Below are 17,828 nucleotides of genomic sequence, written 5' to 3'. Positions count from 1 at the left end.
AAGGATAGCGAAGCTTGGCACCCCGGCCCGCGCCCGGGCTAGCGTAGCTTGGTGAGGGGCACCCCCTCACCCAGCTTCGACTAAGGCTCTGCTGTGCAAAAACCTAAGTCTGCGCACTCTCCCCCCTTGCAGGGCGGGGAAATAAAGCGCTGAATGCCGATACGCCCTAAGTCACCCTGCCTAGCAGCACCCGCGCCTGCCCGGCGATCTGCGCGAGCATCGCCGCGTTGGGCACAGCAACTTGCCGCGCCCTGCGCACCAGGTTCGCGAACTGCTCGACCCGCTCGCGATTCGCTGCGAGCCACGTCTCGACTGCAGCCTGCGGATCGCCTTCCGACCGACTGAGGAATTCGAGCCGGAGCTGCTGGAAGTCGCGCGCGAGGCCGGCGATGAGCAATCGCTCCCAGGGATCGCCGGTGGTGATCCGCGCTGCAGTCGACTGCGCCCAGTCTAGCCCGAGCACTTGGCCGAGATGCGTGAAGGCACGCGTAAGCACGGTCTCGTCGATCCCCTTGCGCGTGCTGAGTTCTGCCAGCCCCACTGCGCCGTCCATCTCGAACAGCCGAACAACCTTCTGGACGAGCTCGGTGGGCGCGCCCGCAGCTTCGAGCTTGGCCGCGATTCGGCCGCTATGGCTCTTCACTTCGTCTAGCAGCAGCGCCTTGGTCTCGCGGTCGAGCGCGTCGATGCCGGGCTGCAGGCGTCCGATCACTTCGGAAGGATTGGCACCGGGCCGGCAGACGCGGAGCAAGTCGGCGACCTGCCCGCGCACCGCCACTGCCATCTCGTCGAGCAAAGCGAGCCGTGCGCCTTCGCTGATCTGCGCGGACTCCACGGCGGCCCAGGTGTCCGGCAGGCAGAACAGCCGCTCGGCGACGACGAACATCGCGGCAATGTCGCGCATCGCCGCACCTTCCTCTTCGGCGAGCTCGAACGGATGGAGCACGCCGAGCCGGTTGACGAGCCGATTGGCGAGCTTAGTCGCGACGATCTCGTTGCGCAGACGATGCTCTTCGATCGCGGTCGCGAAGCGGGCCTGCATCGCCTGCGGGAACGCAGCGCGCAATTCGCCCTCGAGCTCGGGATCGGCGCCGAGCTGCCCCAGCTCGATCGCCTCCTGCAGCGCCAGCTTGGTCGAGGCGAGCAGCACTGCCAATTCGGGCCGAGTCAGCCCTTTGCCGTCCTGCGCGCGACGCAGGAGTTCCTCGTTGGAGGCAAGCCCCTCGACCGCGCGGTCGAGCCGCCCGGCGGCTTCGAGGATCTCGATCACCCGGACATAGCTGGCCAGCGACACTGCGCCGTCATTCTCCATGAAGGAGAGCGCGAGCGTCTGCAGCCGATTGTCTTCCAGCACGAGATGCGCGACGTCGTCGGTCATCTCGGCGAGCAGGGTGTTGCGGTCCTCGAAATCGAGCCGCCCCTCGATCACTTCGCGGTTGAGCGCGATCTTGATGTTGACCTCATTGTCCGAGCAATCGACGCCCGCCGAATTGTCGATGAAGTCGGTATTGATCCGTCCGCCGATTCCGGCAAAGGCGATGCGTGCCGCCTGGGTGACGCCGAGATTGGCGCCCTCCCCGATCGCCCTGGCGCGGAGCTGCTCGGCATTGACGCGCAGGCGGTCATTGGCCGGATCGCCGACGTCGATATGGCTTTCCGCCGCCGCCTTCACATAAGTGCCGATGCCGCCGAACCACAACAAATCGACCCGCGCCTTGAGGATCGCCGAGATCAGGCTGGTCGGATCGATTTCCGCCACGTCCAGCCCTAGCATCGCGTGGACTTCGGGGCTCAGCGGGATCGATTTCTCGGTGCGCGCGAAGACGCCGCCGCCCTGCGAAATCAATCCGGGATTATAGTCGGCCCAGCTCGACCGCGGCAGCGCGAACATCCGCGCCCTTTCGTCCCAGCTCTTCGCCGGATCGGGATCGGGATCGAGGAAGATGTGGCGATGATCGAATGCGGCGACGACTTTCAGCGCTTTCGACAGCAGCATGCCGTTGCCGAACACGTCCCCCGACATGTCGCCGCAACCGGCGACGCGGATCGGCTCGGACTGCACGTCGACGCCCATTTCGAGGAAATGCCGGCGCACCGAGATCCACGCGCCCTTGGCAGTGATTCCCATCGCCTTGTGGTCATAGCCGTGCGACCCGCCGGAGGCGAAGGCATCGCCCAGCCAAAAATTGCGTTCGATCGCGAGCGCGTTGGCGACGTCGGAGAAAGTCGCGGTGCCCTTGTCGGCGGCGACGACGAAATAGGGGTCTTCGCCGTCGAGGATCGACACGCCCTCAGGGTGCACGACCTTGCCGGCGGCGATGTTGTCGGTGACCGACAGCAATGCCCGGATGAAGATACGATAGCTCTCGGTACCCTCGGCAAACCAAGCGTCGCGGTTCTGCGCGGGCGATGGCAGCAGCTTGGGATAGAAGCCGCCCTTGGCGCCGGTCGGCACGATCACTGCGTTCTTGACGCGCTGCGCCTTCATCAGACCGAGGATCTCGGTGCGGAAATCGTCGCGCCGATCGGACCAGCGCAGCCCGCCGCGCGCGATCGGGCCGGCGCGCAGATGGATGCCCTCGACTCGCGGGCTATAGACCCAGATCTCGCGCCACGGCAGCGGCGCCGGCAGCCCCGGCACCTTGGCCGAATCCATCTTGAACGCGAGCGCTTCGGCAGCGGCAGGCGCGAAGGCGTTGGTCCGCAGCGTCGCGAGCACGACCCCGCGCAGCGTACGCAGGATGCGATCATCGTCGATCGCGGAGACCTGATCGAGCCCGGCGTCGATCGCCTTGGTCGCCGCCTTGGCGGCATTGTCGTCCTTGCCGGCGCGCTCAGGATCGTGCGCAGCCGCGAACCGCTCGATCAGCGCCGCGGCGACCGCGGGGGCGCGGCGCAACGCGTCGACCACCGTCGCCATACCATAGCTAAGCCCGGTCTGGCGCAGATAGCGGAACCAGGCGCGGAACAGCACCACCGATGTCGGGCGCATGCCCACTTCGACGATCAGCCGGTTGAACAAGTCATTCTCGGCCCGCCCTTCGAGCACCGCGGCAATCGCGTCCTCGACCAGTTGCGGCTCGGAATCGAGCGTCCGCGAGCCGCCCGTCAGCGCGACTTCGAAATCGTGGAGGAAGATTTGGTTGGCCAGCGCGGTCGGTACTTCCTCGATGACGCGGAAGCCGAAATTCTCGAATGCCGGGACCGCATCCGACAGGGCCAGCGCGCCGCCCTGGGCATAGAGCTTGATCCGATACTGGCCCTTGGTCTCGGGATCGGGGACGATCCGCACCGAACGGTCACCGGCGGCTTCGAGCGTCGCGATGCGCAGGATGTCGCGCGCCGCTTCCTCGGGTGTGCTGGTCGCACGGTAAACCGCGGGAAAGGCATTGGCGAAGCGCAGCGCCAGCCGAGTCGAGGCCGCGCCGACCTGATCGGCGAGCGCCGCCTCGACCGCGGGCACCCAACCGCGCAGCATCCGCTCGAGCCGAGCATCGAGTTCGTCGGCGTCGGGCATCACCCCGCCGCCGCGCAGATCGAGCGTATAGCGGAGCAAGGCGACGACGCCGTCCTCCAGCGCGATCGACCAATTGATCAGCTTGGCGTTGGCGGCTTCGCTCAGCATCTCGCCGATCGCCTCGCGGCGCCCGGTCGACACTTCGTCGCGCGGCAGCCAGACGAAGGCGAACAGATGCCGCCCGAGCAGGCTGCGCACCAGCACCAGCTTCGAACGCGGTCGATCGGCGACCGACATCGAGGTGAGCACCAGATTTTCGAGCGACTCCGCATCGAACGCCGTGGTCAGATCGTGTGGCAGCGCAGTCAGCGCGTGCGCCATCGCCTTGCCGGTATGCCCCTTGGGGTCGAAGCCGAATTTCTTCTCGAGCCCCTGGAGCCGCGCGCGCAGCACCGGCACTTCCTGCGGATCGGCGAACAGGGCCGCGCTGGTCCACAGCCCGGCATGGATCGACAGTCCGGTGACCTCTGCCCCGGTCAGGATCGGCACCGCGACGATGTCGAGCGGCACGCGGCGGTGCACGGTCGAAATCGAGTTGGACTTGAGCAGCAACGGCGCTTCGCCACCCTCGCGGAAATGCTCCACTGCGGCTTGGCGCGATGCCTCGGCGAGGATCGGCGTCTCGAGCGTATAGCGCGCGAGCCCGAGCTGGTCCGAAACGCTGCCGTCGGTGCGCCACTTCTCGTGCGCGAGCAACGTCATCGCGCCTTGGTTGAACCAGCGGATCAGCGCAGCGCCCTCCGCCGAGCCCAAAGCATCGGCATCGGCGACGATCGCCGCCTGCAGCGCATGCCAGTCCTCGACGGCGCTGCGTACCTGCTCAAGCGTCCGCTCGATCTCGGCGACCAGCCCGCGGCGCGTGCGCGCGTCGCGCCGTTCCATTTCGATATAGATCATCGATTCGCGCCGCGACGCCGAAGCGTCGGGACCGATCGAGACGAGCTTGCCCTCGCCGTCGCGCTCGACGGCGATCACCGGGTGAATGATTCGGAAGATCGCGATGTCGTGTGCCGCGATCGCGCTCGAGATCGAATCGACGAGAAACGGCATGTCGTCGTTGACGACCGCGAGCCGCATGCTGCGGCGCTCTTCGTCGAGATAGGTTTCGAGCCGGATCTGGGGCGTGCCCGGCGGCCGCACCGCCGCGGCCTCGGCGACGAAGGCGGCGGCTTCGGCGCGCTCGCTCCCGTTGAAATCTTCGAGCTCTCCCGGCAGCGCTCCTTCGAGCAGCCGCGCCTCGAACGCCCGCGTGAGCGACGTCATCATGCTTGTCATGCGCGCCGCTATGCTCCGCCCGGCGCGCGACCTCAAGGCTCGGCGCGCAACAAAGTAACCGTTGCGACTAGTTATGCGCTCAGGCGGCCGCCTTGCGAATCATGCGCTCGGTCAGCGAGGCGTCATCCTCAAAGCTCGCGACGATATCGAGGCCCTGCTTGCCCGCCCGCGCGAGCAACACGACGAATTCGTCATGCCCTGCCGAAATATCGACATGGCCGAGCGGCGGCCGGCTGCGCAGTTCCTGCGCGGCCTGCGCGAAGATGTCGCGCTTCGGCGCCGGGCGGCGATGCGCGCGCTCGGCCTTGACCACGCCCTTGATCCCGCCATCGACGACTTCGAGGAACGCGTCGAGCCCGCCCTGCGGTACGTCCTGGCGCCGCGCATAGCTGAGCACCGCGGCGAATTCGGTCAGCCGGGTCTTGTCGTAATCGGCGCCGAAGACAAGCTTCACGGCCGGAGTCATCGGCGCGCGCGCCTGGACGGTAAGACCCGAATCGCGCAGCAGCGCCGCATAATCCTCGGGAGACTCCTCGGCGGCACGGGCGAAATCATAGGATCGGCTGAGCGCGCGATACAGCGCCGAGCGGCCGCGCGTGTCCGAAGCGCGGGCCGCCGCCGCCGATTCGCGCGCGAGCAGCAATTGGTCCGCCAGGCTCGACGCGTGAAGCGGCGGCTCGACCGGTGCCGGCGCCTCAAAGCCGGCGCTGGGACCGTCGGCCCACACCGCGGCCGCGACCGGATTAGCCGGTGCGGCACGACGCGATTCCTCGATCTCGGCGTTGAGCCGCGCCTGTGTCTCGGCGTCGACCAGTTCCTTCCAGTTGATCACGCCGTAGATGAAGTCGATCGCCTGACCATCGGACGAGAAGGGCATGAGGATGCCGCGATAGAGCGTATTGTGCCCGCGCTGCCCGACGAACTCGGCCTCGAAGCCGATCGGCGCGCGATTCGCGATGATCTGGAGATAATGGTCGGTCAGCCGCGACAGCAAGGAGCGGCTCGGCACTTCGCCGATTCGCTGGATCGCCGGGGTGAAGCCGCATTCCTCGCGCAGCATTCCGCCGAGGTAGCGGATCGCCGGATCCTCGACGCCGCGGGTAAAGTCGAGCAGCACGCTGTGCGGGCCGAAATCGGCGATGTTGCCCGGATCGAGGTCCTCGATCGGCGGGTAGGCGCGCCCGTGAAGCAGCGAAACCCAGTGATTATAGGCGCGCACGTGCATGCGGCGCTCATCCGCGCCGATGTCGAGCGGGCGCTCGACCGCATCGTCGTTCGAGACCTTGGCGGCCGGGTCGAGCGGCTCATTGATGCCGCGAGCCATGTCCATGCGCGTGCTCCATTACGGGCGAACGGCCCGGTCCTTGAACTGCGCTTGTGCGCCCTGTGTGGTAAACGACGCGTAAAGCCCGACGGGTACGTATTGATGCGGGTGCGGGCTTCGTGGCGGGCAAGCAAATCGCAACGCTTGTCAGCCGGGGATCCTGCTGGTAAGCGCGCGCTCTCTTCCGGAGCGACACGCTTTGGACGGGCCGCTTTAGCTCAGCTGGTAGAGCATCGCATTCGTAATGCGGGGGTCACAGGTTCGAGTCCTGTAAGCGGCACCACCCCTTTCAGTAGGAAACTCCGAAGCTTGCGGGCGAAGCTCGTACGGCTGGGTGGGCGTTTGGGTCCTGCTTGGGTGGCTTTTGGATAGAAAAAGCGGTGCGACCCACGCCATAGCTCTTCCAGCAGGCTGTCCGCCGTGGTCCTGCTGAGAGCGATAAAGCACGCCATCGCTGCGCTGTTCGTTGAGCGAAGGATGGGCAGTTAAAACGCCGTCAGCGATAGCTGATGCTCCAATGCGTCGTCGCAGCTCGACCGCACCCTCTCGTCCGAGTGTACGTTTCCATCTGACCTCAAACCGTATCTGGATCTAGCTTGTCAGCCCCTCCGTTAGCCGTGCTTGGAGATCAGAGCCGACGCGGCGGAAACCGAGCAATCGCGACGCGCACCGCACAAGATCTGCATCGGCACCACCAGCGTTATCGCCGCGAGCGATGGCAAGAGGGGTTACCTTGCTGATCGCCGCAGCAGGTGGGCTTTCGAGCATTGACCGGTGGAGCGTGATAGCCGGGGTCGGACCACGATGATCGCACCGGGCGAGCCCGTTGAGGTATAGCGCAGGTCGGATTTCGCGATCTTCCCAACGGAAGGCGCCCGGTTCGTAAAAGAGGCCTCCGGTTCATGGGGGTGAAGTGGAAAGACGTTCCAAAGGAAGATGGGAACGTCGATCTCTTCGAGCATTTCCCAGATGCAGGTGGCGGTGCGTTCGGGAACGGGTTGCCCAATCGTGGGCTTGGCCCGGCTGATCCCCCATCGAGATAAGTGCGTTTGAAAATGCACGTCATCTGTAAGGGCCATGCCTGTGCGGCGACCACCACGAAAGCCGAGATCGCGCCCGATCCAAATTGCGTCAATGTCCGCCGACACCGCCTTCGCTAGCATGTGTTCAAGCGACCCCGAACGTCGCTGTGACGCATCTTCAAGGTCGTGGACTGAGCAGCGATCAAAGTAAGGGTTGAAGGCGTCGGCAAACCGCAGGTTGCATAGTTGAGAAACGAACTGTTGCGGCGTCATGGAACCCCGTTTCAGAGGGGTCTATATCCGATTGCCCGCGTCTTGCGATCCACAATCACCACTCCGCCCTTGTTGTCGCGGAAGCCTGCGTAAGTACCACGATGAGCTAGTATTTGAACTGCTCACGGAGATGAGGTCAAAGATACGGCTATCAGCATTCCAGGCGCGCTAGCCTCGATTCCAAGCGCCACTTATTGAGGTATTTTTTCCGGTTGAATTAGCGCGATTCCCCCAAGGGTGGTCGATGAGGCACCCATTTCGCTCCACGTGGGACCGTCCAGCGCAACATATCTGACTATATCTGACTATATCGGGAATATAGTCTTGCAGCAGAACGGAATATCCGAACAATATTATCGCAATCAATATTAGTCATTTTATAGTTAACAATCGTTTGATCAGTTTTCTACGATTATCTTATTTTCCGCAGGTTCCACGTGATCCAGCAAGAGATCGCACGGTGATAACTTCACGCTCTAACTGTGAACGGGCGCTTATTATGGCAGGCATGCATTTTGACATTGGCCGCTGATTCGGACCATCGAGGGCCACCCAAAGGGTTCGCCAATTTTGCCGTGCTTGCACTGTTTGCAAGCCCGAGACCGTGGCGGATACACGGCGGTCGCCTTGAATTTTTTGAAAATCGAGCATCAATATGGCGTCGAGCGTGTCGAGTAGTGCCTGGGCAAGTCGCGCCCCGTCCGAGAGTCGTATGTTATCCACGGTCACGAGGTCGTCTTTGATCCGGGATGGGTGTCTCAAGCGGGCGACAACATCCCTAAACAGTGAGGATCGATCGCTACCGAGCGGCGAGGGGCTGACCCGCAGACAGGAAAGCAGAAAGCCGTTTACTGATTGCGACTGAGGGGGGCTCAGTTTGGCTGACCCCCAGAAACCGGCAAGGCCCGGTCCGTTGTTAATCCTTGCCATACCTACGGCTTGGAGAGCCAGACAAGGCTGACCTCTTCGTGCGAACTCATCGCCGACCTCGAATATGACCCCTTTGCGCGTACCAACCGACAAACGGGCTCCGCCATCCACTCGGCTCATGCAGTGGACGACTGCTGTCCATCGCTTCAAATGCTCGATTGAATCTGGCACCGAGAGGCTCCGGAGCCGCACTCGAAATTGATCGTTGGATCGTGCGAACTCTTCCGTTCTACAAGTCGTTTGAGCCGATCGAGCCGAAGATGACAGGTATCCAGCAGGACCGGAACTCATCCAGATAGTGCCAACAAGGACAAGCATCCAAGCTATTCGAACGCGTTTCATCTCATGTCTCGGCCGATTCGCTCTCCGCCGACCCGGTATCAGGTGCCGGGCAGACGAGCTTGGCTCCGTCGCTCGCTCGTAGATAAGGTATACCCGCACCCTCTGAACGAGCCGTGCGAGCGAGGGGAGTAAGTAATTCGGCGAGTTCTACGAAATAGCCGTTCCGGAGGCTGTCGTTCGCCGGGCAACCCGTGTAATCTTCAATAAGACGATAAGCGCGATATCTGTAGGAAGCGCTCGCGAGTGGTTTGGGGGCGGTGTCGTCCTCTCCTAGCTTTTTGTTGTCGGCGCGCTGTTTTTCGATCCTTTTAAGTAAAGCAGATAGCTGATCTGCTCGCCAAGTATTTTCCACCCGGTCGATCGCCAGCGCAAGTTCGGCATCGACATAGGCCGAACCTAGAGAGGCAATCGCATCCTCGCTAACGGTACTATCAGCGGTGAATTTTGTTTGGAGGTCCGAAATGCGCTTCGCGACATCCGCAGCAACCGCGACATTTTCTCTCGTTATCGAAAAAATCACAAACGGCGTCTCAAGAAGGCACGGCTCAAGCTTCTCAGGCAGATTGGGTGATGGCAGCATCGCATAGACACGCGCACCCCCACCCTGCACGCCGTCAGGGACGAAGTAGTAAGCAGGCAGCTCCTTTCCGAGTTGGGTACGCGGCGCCTTTAGCTTTGCTTTGCGTGCGGGATCGCAATCGTTAACGCCCGGCGCTGTTTCGTCAAAAACAATAAACTGTGATGCGTAGATTGGCGATCCGAAGGTGGGATCTGGCACCGGGTCCTTCGCATTCGTGCCCGATGCAGATTCTGACCCCACTAGGTAATGACGGATAGCCCTGCTGTAGGCGGGTTCGAAAGCTTTCAAAGCGCTGGCGGCAGGTATATGGTCAGAAACGGCCGCCTTAGTCTTCGGGCCTAGCTGCCCGACGCCGCCGCCGCTGGTGTCAACCTTTAGTTTCTTTTGCAGCTCGGTAATTTCGACCACCGTTAATGCGCCTTCGCTCGCCGGCGATTGGACGACAACGGGGACCGTCACCACTGGCGCTATCGGCGGAGTTGCACTAGCTACGGGTACTGCGTCGGTCCCCCGTGGCTGCTGCGGAAAAAGCTGAAACGACATATCGAGAATCGGCCGATTCCGCGGGCCGTCGATCAGCTGGTCGGCTGCCTTGATCGCGGTATCGACAATCGGACCAGCGATTGCCGCACCGGCAATATAGGATCGGATGAAATTCGCACCTTTCGCTACAGTCTCTAGGTTAGCTTTGAGCGCCCGATCCTTGTCATCTCGAACATCGTAAAGCCGTACGCGAACACTAGGCGGGTAGCGGAAGAACCACTCATTCTGAGCGAAAATAGTCTGATTGACGAATTGAAGATTGCCATCTGGCGCCACGTTTCGTTGATAGAAGGCAACGATCGGCTTCTGGAGCGTCTGACTACCGTTGAAATCGAGGACGATCGCGATGTCGCGCTTGCAGCCGGATTTGCAACGCCCATCCTCCGCAAACTTGGCTAAGCCGCCGATGCCAACGCGATGCAGGCGCACGGTAATCGGATCGCCGTTGTTGATCTTGCGATCATGCGTGCAATGCTCCCGCGCCTCGCGAGTTGCCTTGATATACTTTTCCTCGCCCCGACCGCTGTCGTCCTTGCCCTCTGCCCAACGCCCAAGCGCCGAAGGAGAATACAGGCGATATCGCTGCTGATCCTCGTCCTGACCGCAGAGATTGAGATAGTAGGGTACGCTGGCGGGTAGCATCGAAGTTTGAACGACCGCCGAGGTGCTGCCTACCTGCTCGCCACCGAAAATCGCACATCCGCCCACAACCGGCGCGAGCGCAAACACCGCAGATAAATGAAAGCGTCGTGGAAATTCCTGCATATCGTCCCCCAGACCAAGGATGTAGAAAAACTACACACGCAGCACTGAAACGCAGGAACGCAACAACGTTTTACAATTATGCCCAGGACGACGACTCGCGCCCAGCGAGCAATGTAACACGCTAACCGGGCAAATGGAGTCACTTACCACGTATACGGTCGAAAGCACTTGTCGCATCCGCTCGTTCTGATCAGCGACGATCATCATATATATTCTGGTTGGATCTAGTTCTCTCATCATACCGCCCGCGCGCTCGGTGGATGGCTTTCGCAACCGTATCGTAGCTACGGTGCCGAATATCCGAAGGCGGCCTTTGGAAGCACCAGATTGTCCTGAGCCCAAACGGTGATGGCAACGCGATCCTTTGGGGAGAACGCACGAGGGTGTCCATGCCCGCATTGACGGCAAGCGAGACACCCAAGGGCAAATTATCGATATCGCTATGCGACTTGAACTCAACGGCCGCCACGTAGCCTGCATTATCAGGGAGGGCATGGGAGTTCGCTGGCGGCGGGACGCCGACGGAATCTTGCGCAACATGCTTTGACGAGGTGCCCTCATGGTCTCAGGCGAGTGGGGGCGAATCCGGCCGAATGCAGACCGGCAGCTTTGGATGGCTGACGGGGTAAAGCGGACATCGGTGCCACGGATTAGCAGGAGGACCGTGGGCGGGGCGATAGTCGACTTTTACTGCGCTATAAGCGATCGCTGCATCTGACGGATGCGCGGCGAGTTCCAATGCAGCTCCGGTTCGGCTACGCACCGCTCGATCGTAGCGAGGTGCCGTCCATGTCTTTGAAAACGTCGGTCGGAAAGGCCGGCGACTTGGCCAAGATCGAGGACGACCTCGGCTTGCTTCTTCGCAAGATCGCGGCCGCAGCGCATCCGGAGAGCGGCCAAATCGCTTCCTTTGAAGCAAAAGTCGCGAGCGAGTGGTCCCGACGCTTTTTCCTTGAGCAATGGTCCGGAATAGCCATAGCGCCCGGCCTAGCGGCGGCGGAGAAAACGCAGCTGCTGGCCTGGGGGCTGGCGGCCTGGCCACAACGACGCAGCCTGGCCGAGTTTGATGAAGCCTTCGAGGTCTCGATACCGTCCCTCCTCACCCTGCAGCATGGAGGTGTCGTATCCCCGGAAGGAGATCGGAGCTCCGCTGCCGATGCGACACGGATCCGGCGATACGTCACGGAGCGACGCGGCGGGCTACTCGGGCAGGCTTCTGGCCAATGGCGAAGCTTGGTCGAGTTCGATCCGGAGGCCGCAGTGGCTGCTGCGCTGAACGTCGGCGGTGATCGGCGAGGCGCGTTTCTGAAACTGGTCAGGGGCGTCCTCGACAAGCTGCAAGTCGGTGCGCTGGGGCGGCGCCAGAGCGGGCAGGAAATCGGGCACAAACGGACCGCACTGGAATTCCTCTGGGAACTGCACATGAATGGTTGGGAGCACGCCAGCAGCGCGCGCGGTGTGCGGATTATGCGGCTGGCGAAGCACCTTTACGGCGGACGCGAGGACCTAAAGGCGAAGGCCGGATCGTTCAACGAACTGGCCGACTATATCGATCGACAACCGGCCCACGGCGCCGTCAATTTGGTCGAGGCCAGCGTTTCGGATTATGGTGACGGGATCTTGGACGGGTTTCTTGCGACCGATGCTGGGCATAATCATCGCGAACGCCCCCGTGCCGAATTGCTAGATGAATTGCTGCACGGCAAGATCAGTTCGAAGATCGCCGATCCCAATGCCGGGCTTGGGATCCTCAACGCGTTACGCGCGGCGAAGGCCATGTACGCTTTTGTTTCGCTGAGAACCGGCGAGTTCTGGCTCACGATGGATGGGAGTGCGGGGGATACGGATGCGCGGCTCAGAATTCGAGAGGGGAAGTACGAGCGGGTCGCGGGCACGCATTGGCAAATCCTCTACCCGGACCTAATCCCGGCCGGCGGCGGTTGACGCCATGCACCGGTTCCAAGCGGGCCTGGGTCGCCCAGAGCATTTTATGCTCGCAGAGGTCGTTCAAATGCCCGCGAAGCGGACTGTCGAGGACGTTCTTGGCGACGTCTACGATACGGGCCCAGACATTCGTCAGGGGACCGACCTATTGGTCCTGCGGCTCCCTGTAGAGCAGCAGTGGGATCCAGATCTGTTCGCAGGCGAAATGCCCCCGAAGGTCTCCGGTGCTCTCGTCGAGTTGCTGGGCGGAACAGACGTCGCCATCACGTTTGCCCGCGTTGATGACCGGCCAGTGCATTTACTACATTCGTTCCGCGGGCGACATCTGCTCTCCGCGAACGTGAATCCGCGCTTTCCCCACGCGACCTTCCCTGCCGACATGCCGCTGAACGAAGCAATCGAGGACATTCAAGCCGCTGAACTAGACCATCTGCTCGAGAAATCCCGCGCCGTTATCACCGCTGCGCCCGGTACGGTCTTCGAAGCACCAAGCGGCCGACTGGTGCGGCACTTCATCCGGGTCGGTAACATCCAGTATAGCCGGGATGCAGTGGATGCCTTGTTCTATTGGCTTTTACCGCACCTCGACCGCTGTGCTGCCATTCTCGTGGACACTTGGTCGATTTCCTCTGTCGCCTTCAACATCTCGGTGCTGTGTCAGCGATATTTCGGTGGCGGGCCGAGGCGGGTCGAGCTCCTGCCTGACTATATCGACCCGGCGCATGGATCCGACCTCCGGGCGCGAGAGGTGATTGAGCGCTTGGTGCGGGAGGCGCCGACGGACCCCGAGCTGGACCGCATCCTCTGCCTGATCAGCGCCACGCAGAGCGGGAGCCTGAGAAATACGCTCGGCGAAATCGTCATGGGAGGCCTTGACCGGTTCCACGCTCACTATGTCGCCATCTTCGCGCTCGGGCCGACCAATATGCCGGCGCTGCGGGAACTCGTGCACGACCAGCGCTTCCGTCTCCTTCAGCCCGCTGTCGACGTAGGCCGGCCCGACCACCGCATCCGGATAGACCGGCAGGTCTACTTCCCACTGATCTTTCAGGACGAGCCGGTCGAGATAACGCAGCCAGTTACGGTGCCGTCACGCGAAGTCGTAGACGCACTGGCGGGCCATGGTATCTTGCAGGTTCACAGGACAATCACCCGAAATCAGAGCGCTAGGCATCACGGCGTCCATGTCGCCACAGAGCACCTCGCCGCTTTACCCTGGCTGCGCGACCGCATTACCAAAGCACTCGCAGCCATCCAGAAGAGGCCGGTCCGGCTTGTCGCCCCGCCCGGCAGTGGCTCGGAACAGCTGGTTGCGCTAGTGAATGAGCAGCTGCGCAATCAGGGGGTCGAGGCTCCCACTCTCCTGCACCCCACACTGCACTTCGCCGCCAACGCCAGCGAAGCGGAGCTGAAAGCAAGAGCCGCGATCCGCGGCGCCGGCGAGGACGACGAGATTATCGTACTGGTCGATGCCTGGGTGAATGATGCCAGCCTCTCACAGTATCAACGGTCGTTGAGGACTGAAGGCTTCGCGGGGCGTATCTGGTACCTGATAGGGGTCGCGTGCCCGTCTTCCCCAAAGGCCTGGGAGCGCACCAGGCGACGATTGCGGCACCGCGGGAGGTTACCCCCGCATGAGGTCATCACGATTCTGGAATTGCCGCTGCCCGACTGGCGGGACCAGGACTGCCCTTGGTGCCAGGAACTTGCGCTTTACAATCGCTGGGCGCGTCGTGGCCCGCTGCACCCGCGGTTGGCGAACCGCACTGAGGCGCTCGGCAGTGCGGCGGCGCTCGGTATGTCCGACGACTTGTTTTTGGCGCTGCCGGCCAGAACGCCTCTTGCACTTGGTCCATCCTCCTTTTTCGTCGATCAGGGTAGCAGTCAGGCTGACGCCTTCGCTGCGGTCTCGTCCGCGCTGCAGCGACTTCGCTCAAGAGATCCGGCACATGGCCCTCCGCTTGGTCCACGCCGATTTCCCGTTTCGACGGTACTCAAGCACGGCGATTATCTGAAGGAAACATGGACCGACTCGATCCTGCGCTCGATCTTCCTGCGCGGCGCGCACCCGGAGGAGCTCGTCTATGCGGATCCTTCAACCGAGGCAGAACGCACGACGGATCTGCGCGACCTCCTGCTTGACCCCTCCCCCGCCCAACATGACATCGCTATAGAGATCCTGCTCGCGACGGCGTTGGGCAAGGCCACGGTTCACCTCAATGCCGACCTGCGCCACGGCCTTGCAGCCATCGATGAAGACGGCACTATCCGCTTCTTTCTCGACATGATCGAGAAGGACGCGGCCGAAGAGGCGGCGAGAGCCGTCGGGGGCGCGTTGGCTGGCGGTGAAGCGGCTACTGAGACGGACGAGACGAACGGTGAAATTGGCTTCGACGACCCCGACACAGTTGCAGTCGGCCCCGCCGAGGAGTAACAGAACACATATGGAACATACGACCGAGATCGAAGAGGCGCGCGCGGCTACCGCGACGACGTTGCGCCCCACAGTCCCTGCCATGGAAGCGATGCTGCATCTTCAGCATCCTGTGCTCGACCACGGGTTCGTTCGCGTGGTCGACTATATGGGTGACGACGGTGCCGTGGTGCAGGCAGCGCGCGTCTCATACGGGCGGGGAACGCGGCGCACCAGCGAGGACCGCGGACTGATCCGCTACCTCATGCGCCACTGGCACTCGACCCCGTTCGAGATGTGCGAGCTGAAATTGCACGTGAAGCTGCCGATCTTCGTCGCGAGACAATGGATTCGTCACCGTACTGCCAACGTGAACGAATATTCCGGACGGTACTCCGTTTTGGATCGCGAGTTCTACGTCCCTGCTCCGCAACATCTGGCTACGCAATCGACGACGAATAAGCAGGGCCGTGATGAAGCACTCCCGCCTGAACAGGCGCAAGCGATCATCGATCTGCTTCGCGACGATGCGGAGCGTAGCTACGATCACTATTTGTGGCTGCTAAACGAAGACGAAAAGGGGATGGCCTCCGATCCGGCGAGGTCAGGTTTGTCGCGCGAGCTCGCCCGTATCGGCTTAGGCGTGAATACGTATACGCAATGGTATTGGAAAGTAGATCTGCATAATCTTATGCATTTCTTACGACTGAGAGCAGATCCGCATGCGCAATATGAAATCAGGGCATATGCGGAAGTAATTCTCAACATCTTGGCGCAGTGGGTGCCTCTTACGCACGAAGCATTCTTGGAATATCGGCTAGACGCAGTTTCGCTATCAGCCACCGCCGCCGATCTGATCCGGCGTGCGCTGACTGGCGAGCCGATCGACTTCGAAGCTTCAAGACTCCCAAGACGCGAGTGGGACGAACTGCAGGCAGCGTTCGGCCCATTGGTTCGCCCCAGCTGATAGTCGTCCGCCCTAGGGTTAGCGGGGGCGGGTGCTTAAGCGCCAACGTCGATATTGCGTTTATCTCACGAATGTCCGCTTCTAAGAGTGGCCCAACCCGCCTCGACCGGCCGAAATGGCGCGCGCAAAGCCGTCGGTCGATGCCGGGCCGTTGAGGTCTGGCGCAGGTCGCATTCGGCGGTCGCTTTCTATCAAAGCATCTTCCGCTGGGAAGCTCGCCAGACACCATCTGTGCTGGATTTGGGTCCGGCGTGGGTGCCGGTGAATCTCATGTCTCACTTCGCTCGAATTTTGGCAGAAACCCTCGTATTTCGGCCATGCCGTAACACTCCTTCGTAATGCGGGGGTCACAGGTTCGAGTCCTGTAGGCGCACCATTTCTTCATTCACTAACGTTTCGAATGATTGAGAAAACCACGCAAATCTGTTAAAAAAATGGCCCGCCTTGATCGCCGGTGTTCGCTGGAGACCGCTTCGCAGACGTCGCGAACAGAGTCAGGCGCGTGTCCAGATCCGCCTTGCGGGTGCGACACCATGCATCGATCGGCTCGCCATCCACATTCCATCGCCACGAACGGGCGCCCGTCTTCGGCAATCCCGGCGTCGATCAGGCGGGCGATGCCGGGATGCTCCAGCCGCGCGAGCAAGCGGCGTTCGCGGGCGAACATGTCGCCCCGGTCGCTGGCTTCGGCGCGAAGCATCTTGAGCAACGCGCTGTTCGAAAACAGCCGTTGTGCGATGCGCCAGATAGACTTCGCCCATGCCCCCGCGCCCGATCAGCCGATCCACGGTGAAGCCGCCGACGCCCTGCCCTTCGGCGAGCGAGCGATAGCCGGTTGGGCCGCCGGGCAAGTCGATCGAAGCCGACGGCTGCTGACCCTCCGGATCGGAGACAATCTCATGCGCATCGCTCTTGCCGCTGCGGGGCTCCTCGTCGCCACCGCCTGCTCGCCGTCACCGGTATCACCGCCCGCCAACGACACCGCGGCCACGGGGCCGGCCGAAACCGCGGTCGCTGCAGGTGGAGACGCCGCCCTCAATATCTCCGCGCCGAAGCGCCGGACCGAGCTCTGGAACTTCAGCCATGTCGCAGCCAATGCGACGAACTATGGACCGACAAATTGTGCGTCGGGGAGAAACCCGAAGAAGGATACGGCATTTCGGCAAATCGGCAATGGCGGCGACTGCACCGCGCGCAACTTCACCAAGACGCCGGACGGCTATAGTTACGTCACGGTGTACGGCGTGCCCGGCATGAAGCCGGTGACAACCAAGGACACGCTGACCGGTGATGTCGCGACCGGCCATACGCTGGATGAAGTCCTCGACCTGAGCATCGAGGGCGACAGCCAGAAGATCGTCGCCAGCCGCACCGGCGATTGCCCCAGCGATCTGACCGACGGGCAGATGAAAGACGGCAAGATGGGTATGGTCTATTCGGTGCCGATGCGCTGATCGCCGCAACCGGGTTGCAAGTCCGCTGGGCATTGCCCGGGCGTGGCGGCTCGCAGAAGCGCAAGAATCCGCGCAGTCCGCTGCGCGTCATTCCCAAGCATAATCGGGATGTTTCTCGCCGGTCGCGCAAAAATGGCGGACGATTTCGGCGGCCGCCTCGCGCGGCTGCAACGTGCCTGGTGCCAGCTTCATCGGCGTGCCGCCGACCTTGATCGTAGCGCTCGCCTTGCCGTGGCGCGGATCCCGCGCCGTCACCGAGTCACCGTCCGGCGTGGTGTAGCGCAGCTGGAAATGCGCCTCGCCGTCGAAATAGAGTTCGAGGGTGAGCGGGGCGTAAGGCGACCCGGTCTCGATCCCGGCATCGCCCGATCCGATGTTCCAGAACGCGCTGCCGTCCTCCCGAATGCGCGCGAGGATCGGCGCGGGATCGGTCAGTTCCTCGGTTTCGCCGGTCGGGATGCGGAAACGGAATTCCATGG

At 62.3% G+C, this 17,828-nt stretch carries 10 protein-coding genes and 2 tRNA genes; 6 read left to right on the top strand and 6 right to left on the bottom strand.

Features of this window, described 5'->3' with window-relative positions:
* Nucleotides 1-166: 166 nt before the first annotated feature.
* Entirely contained in the window at nt 167-4,792 is a 4,626-nt protein-coding gene (locus tag E5A73_RS06140) for an NAD-glutamate dehydrogenase (protein WP_135962909.1), read from the bottom strand.
* A 79-nt stretch (nt 4,793-4,871) separates the two neighbouring features.
* The gene (locus E5A73_RS06135) at nt 4,872-6,122 is read right to left on the bottom strand and encodes a PAS domain-containing protein (RefSeq protein ID WP_135962908.1); all 1,251 of its coding nucleotides are present in this window, start codon (nt 6,120-6,122) and stop codon (nt 4,872-4,874) included.
* A gap of 201 nt (nt 6,123-6,323) precedes the next feature.
* Between E5A73_RS06135 and E5A73_RS06130 the strand changes: the two genes are divergently transcribed.
* Nucleotides 6,324-6,399 (top strand) — tRNA-Thr (locus E5A73_RS06130).
* Between the two features lie 445 nt (nt 6,400-6,844).
* Here E5A73_RS06130 and E5A73_RS06125 read toward each other — a convergent pair.
* Complete coding sequence (locus E5A73_RS06125; RefSeq protein WP_135962907.1) at nt 6,845-7,411, bottom strand: uracil-DNA glycosylase; 567 nt, start codon at nt 7,409-7,411, stop codon at nt 6,845-6,847.
* Nucleotides 7,412-8,684: 1,273 nt separating this feature from the next.
* Nucleotides 8,685-10,571, bottom strand: a complete 1,887-nt coding sequence (locus E5A73_RS06120; RefSeq protein WP_135962906.1) for a hypothetical protein — start codon at nt 10,569-10,571, stop codon at nt 8,685-8,687.
* A gap of 738 nt (nt 10,572-11,309) precedes the next feature.
* On the opposite strand from E5A73_RS06120, the gene E5A73_RS06115 reads away from it, so the two are divergent.
* The 4 genes from E5A73_RS06115 to E5A73_RS21245 all read left to right on the top strand — a co-directional run bounded on the left by E5A73_RS06115 (nt 11,310) and on the right by E5A73_RS21245 (nt 16,271).
* Nucleotides 11,310-12,515 carry a hypothetical protein gene (locus E5A73_RS06115; protein ID WP_135962905.1) on the top strand — a complete coding sequence of 402 codons (1,206 nt, stop codon included), beginning with the start codon at nt 11,310-11,312 and terminating at the stop codon, nt 12,513-12,515.
* Nucleotides 12,516-12,561: 46 nt separating this feature from the next.
* Nucleotides 12,562-14,949, top strand: a complete 2,388-nt coding sequence (locus E5A73_RS06110; RefSeq protein ID WP_135962904.1) for a hypothetical protein — start codon at nt 12,562-12,564, stop codon at nt 14,947-14,949.
* A gap of 10 nt (nt 14,950-14,959) precedes the next feature.
* Nucleotides 14,960-15,895 carry an FAD-dependent thymidylate synthase gene (gene thyX / locus E5A73_RS06105; RefSeq protein WP_135962903.1) on the top strand — a complete coding sequence of 312 codons (936 nt, stop codon included), beginning with the start codon at nt 14,960-14,962 and terminating at the stop codon, nt 15,893-15,895.
* 255 nt (nt 15,896-16,150) lie between these two features.
* A tRNA-OTHER gene (locus E5A73_RS21245) sits at nt 16,151-16,271 on the top strand.
* Nucleotides 16,272-16,283: 12 nt separating this feature from the next.
* On the opposite strand, the gene E5A73_RS06100 is transcribed toward E5A73_RS21245, so the two are convergent.
* Nucleotides 16,284-16,604: a hypothetical protein gene (locus tag E5A73_RS06100; RefSeq protein WP_135962902.1), complete on the bottom strand. Its 321-nt coding sequence runs from the start codon at nt 16,602-16,604 to the stop codon at nt 16,284-16,286.
* Between E5A73_RS06100 and E5A73_RS06095 the strand changes: the two genes are divergently transcribed.
* On the top strand, nt 16,597-17,349 hold the full coding sequence (locus tag E5A73_RS06095; protein ID WP_135962901.1) for a hypothetical protein: 753 nt from the start codon (nt 16,597-16,599) through the stop codon (nt 17,347-17,349). The genes E5A73_RS06100 and E5A73_RS06095 overlap by 8 nt on opposite strands.
* Before the next feature lie 87 nt (nt 17,350-17,436).
* On the opposite strand, the gene E5A73_RS06090 is transcribed toward E5A73_RS06095, so the two are convergent.
* On the bottom strand, nt 17,437-17,826 hold the full coding sequence (locus E5A73_RS06090; RefSeq protein ID WP_135962900.1) for a hypothetical protein: 390 nt from the start codon (nt 17,824-17,826) through the stop codon (nt 17,437-17,439).
* Between the last annotated feature and the right edge of the window lie 2 nt (nt 17,827-17,828).

The organism is Sphingomonas gei, from assembly GCF_004792685.1.
In the GTDB taxonomy this organism is placed as follows: Bacteria; Pseudomonadota; Alphaproteobacteria; order Sphingomonadales; family Sphingomonadaceae; genus Sphingomonas; species Sphingomonas gei.
This window is presented reverse-complemented; position numbering and strand designations above follow the sequence as displayed.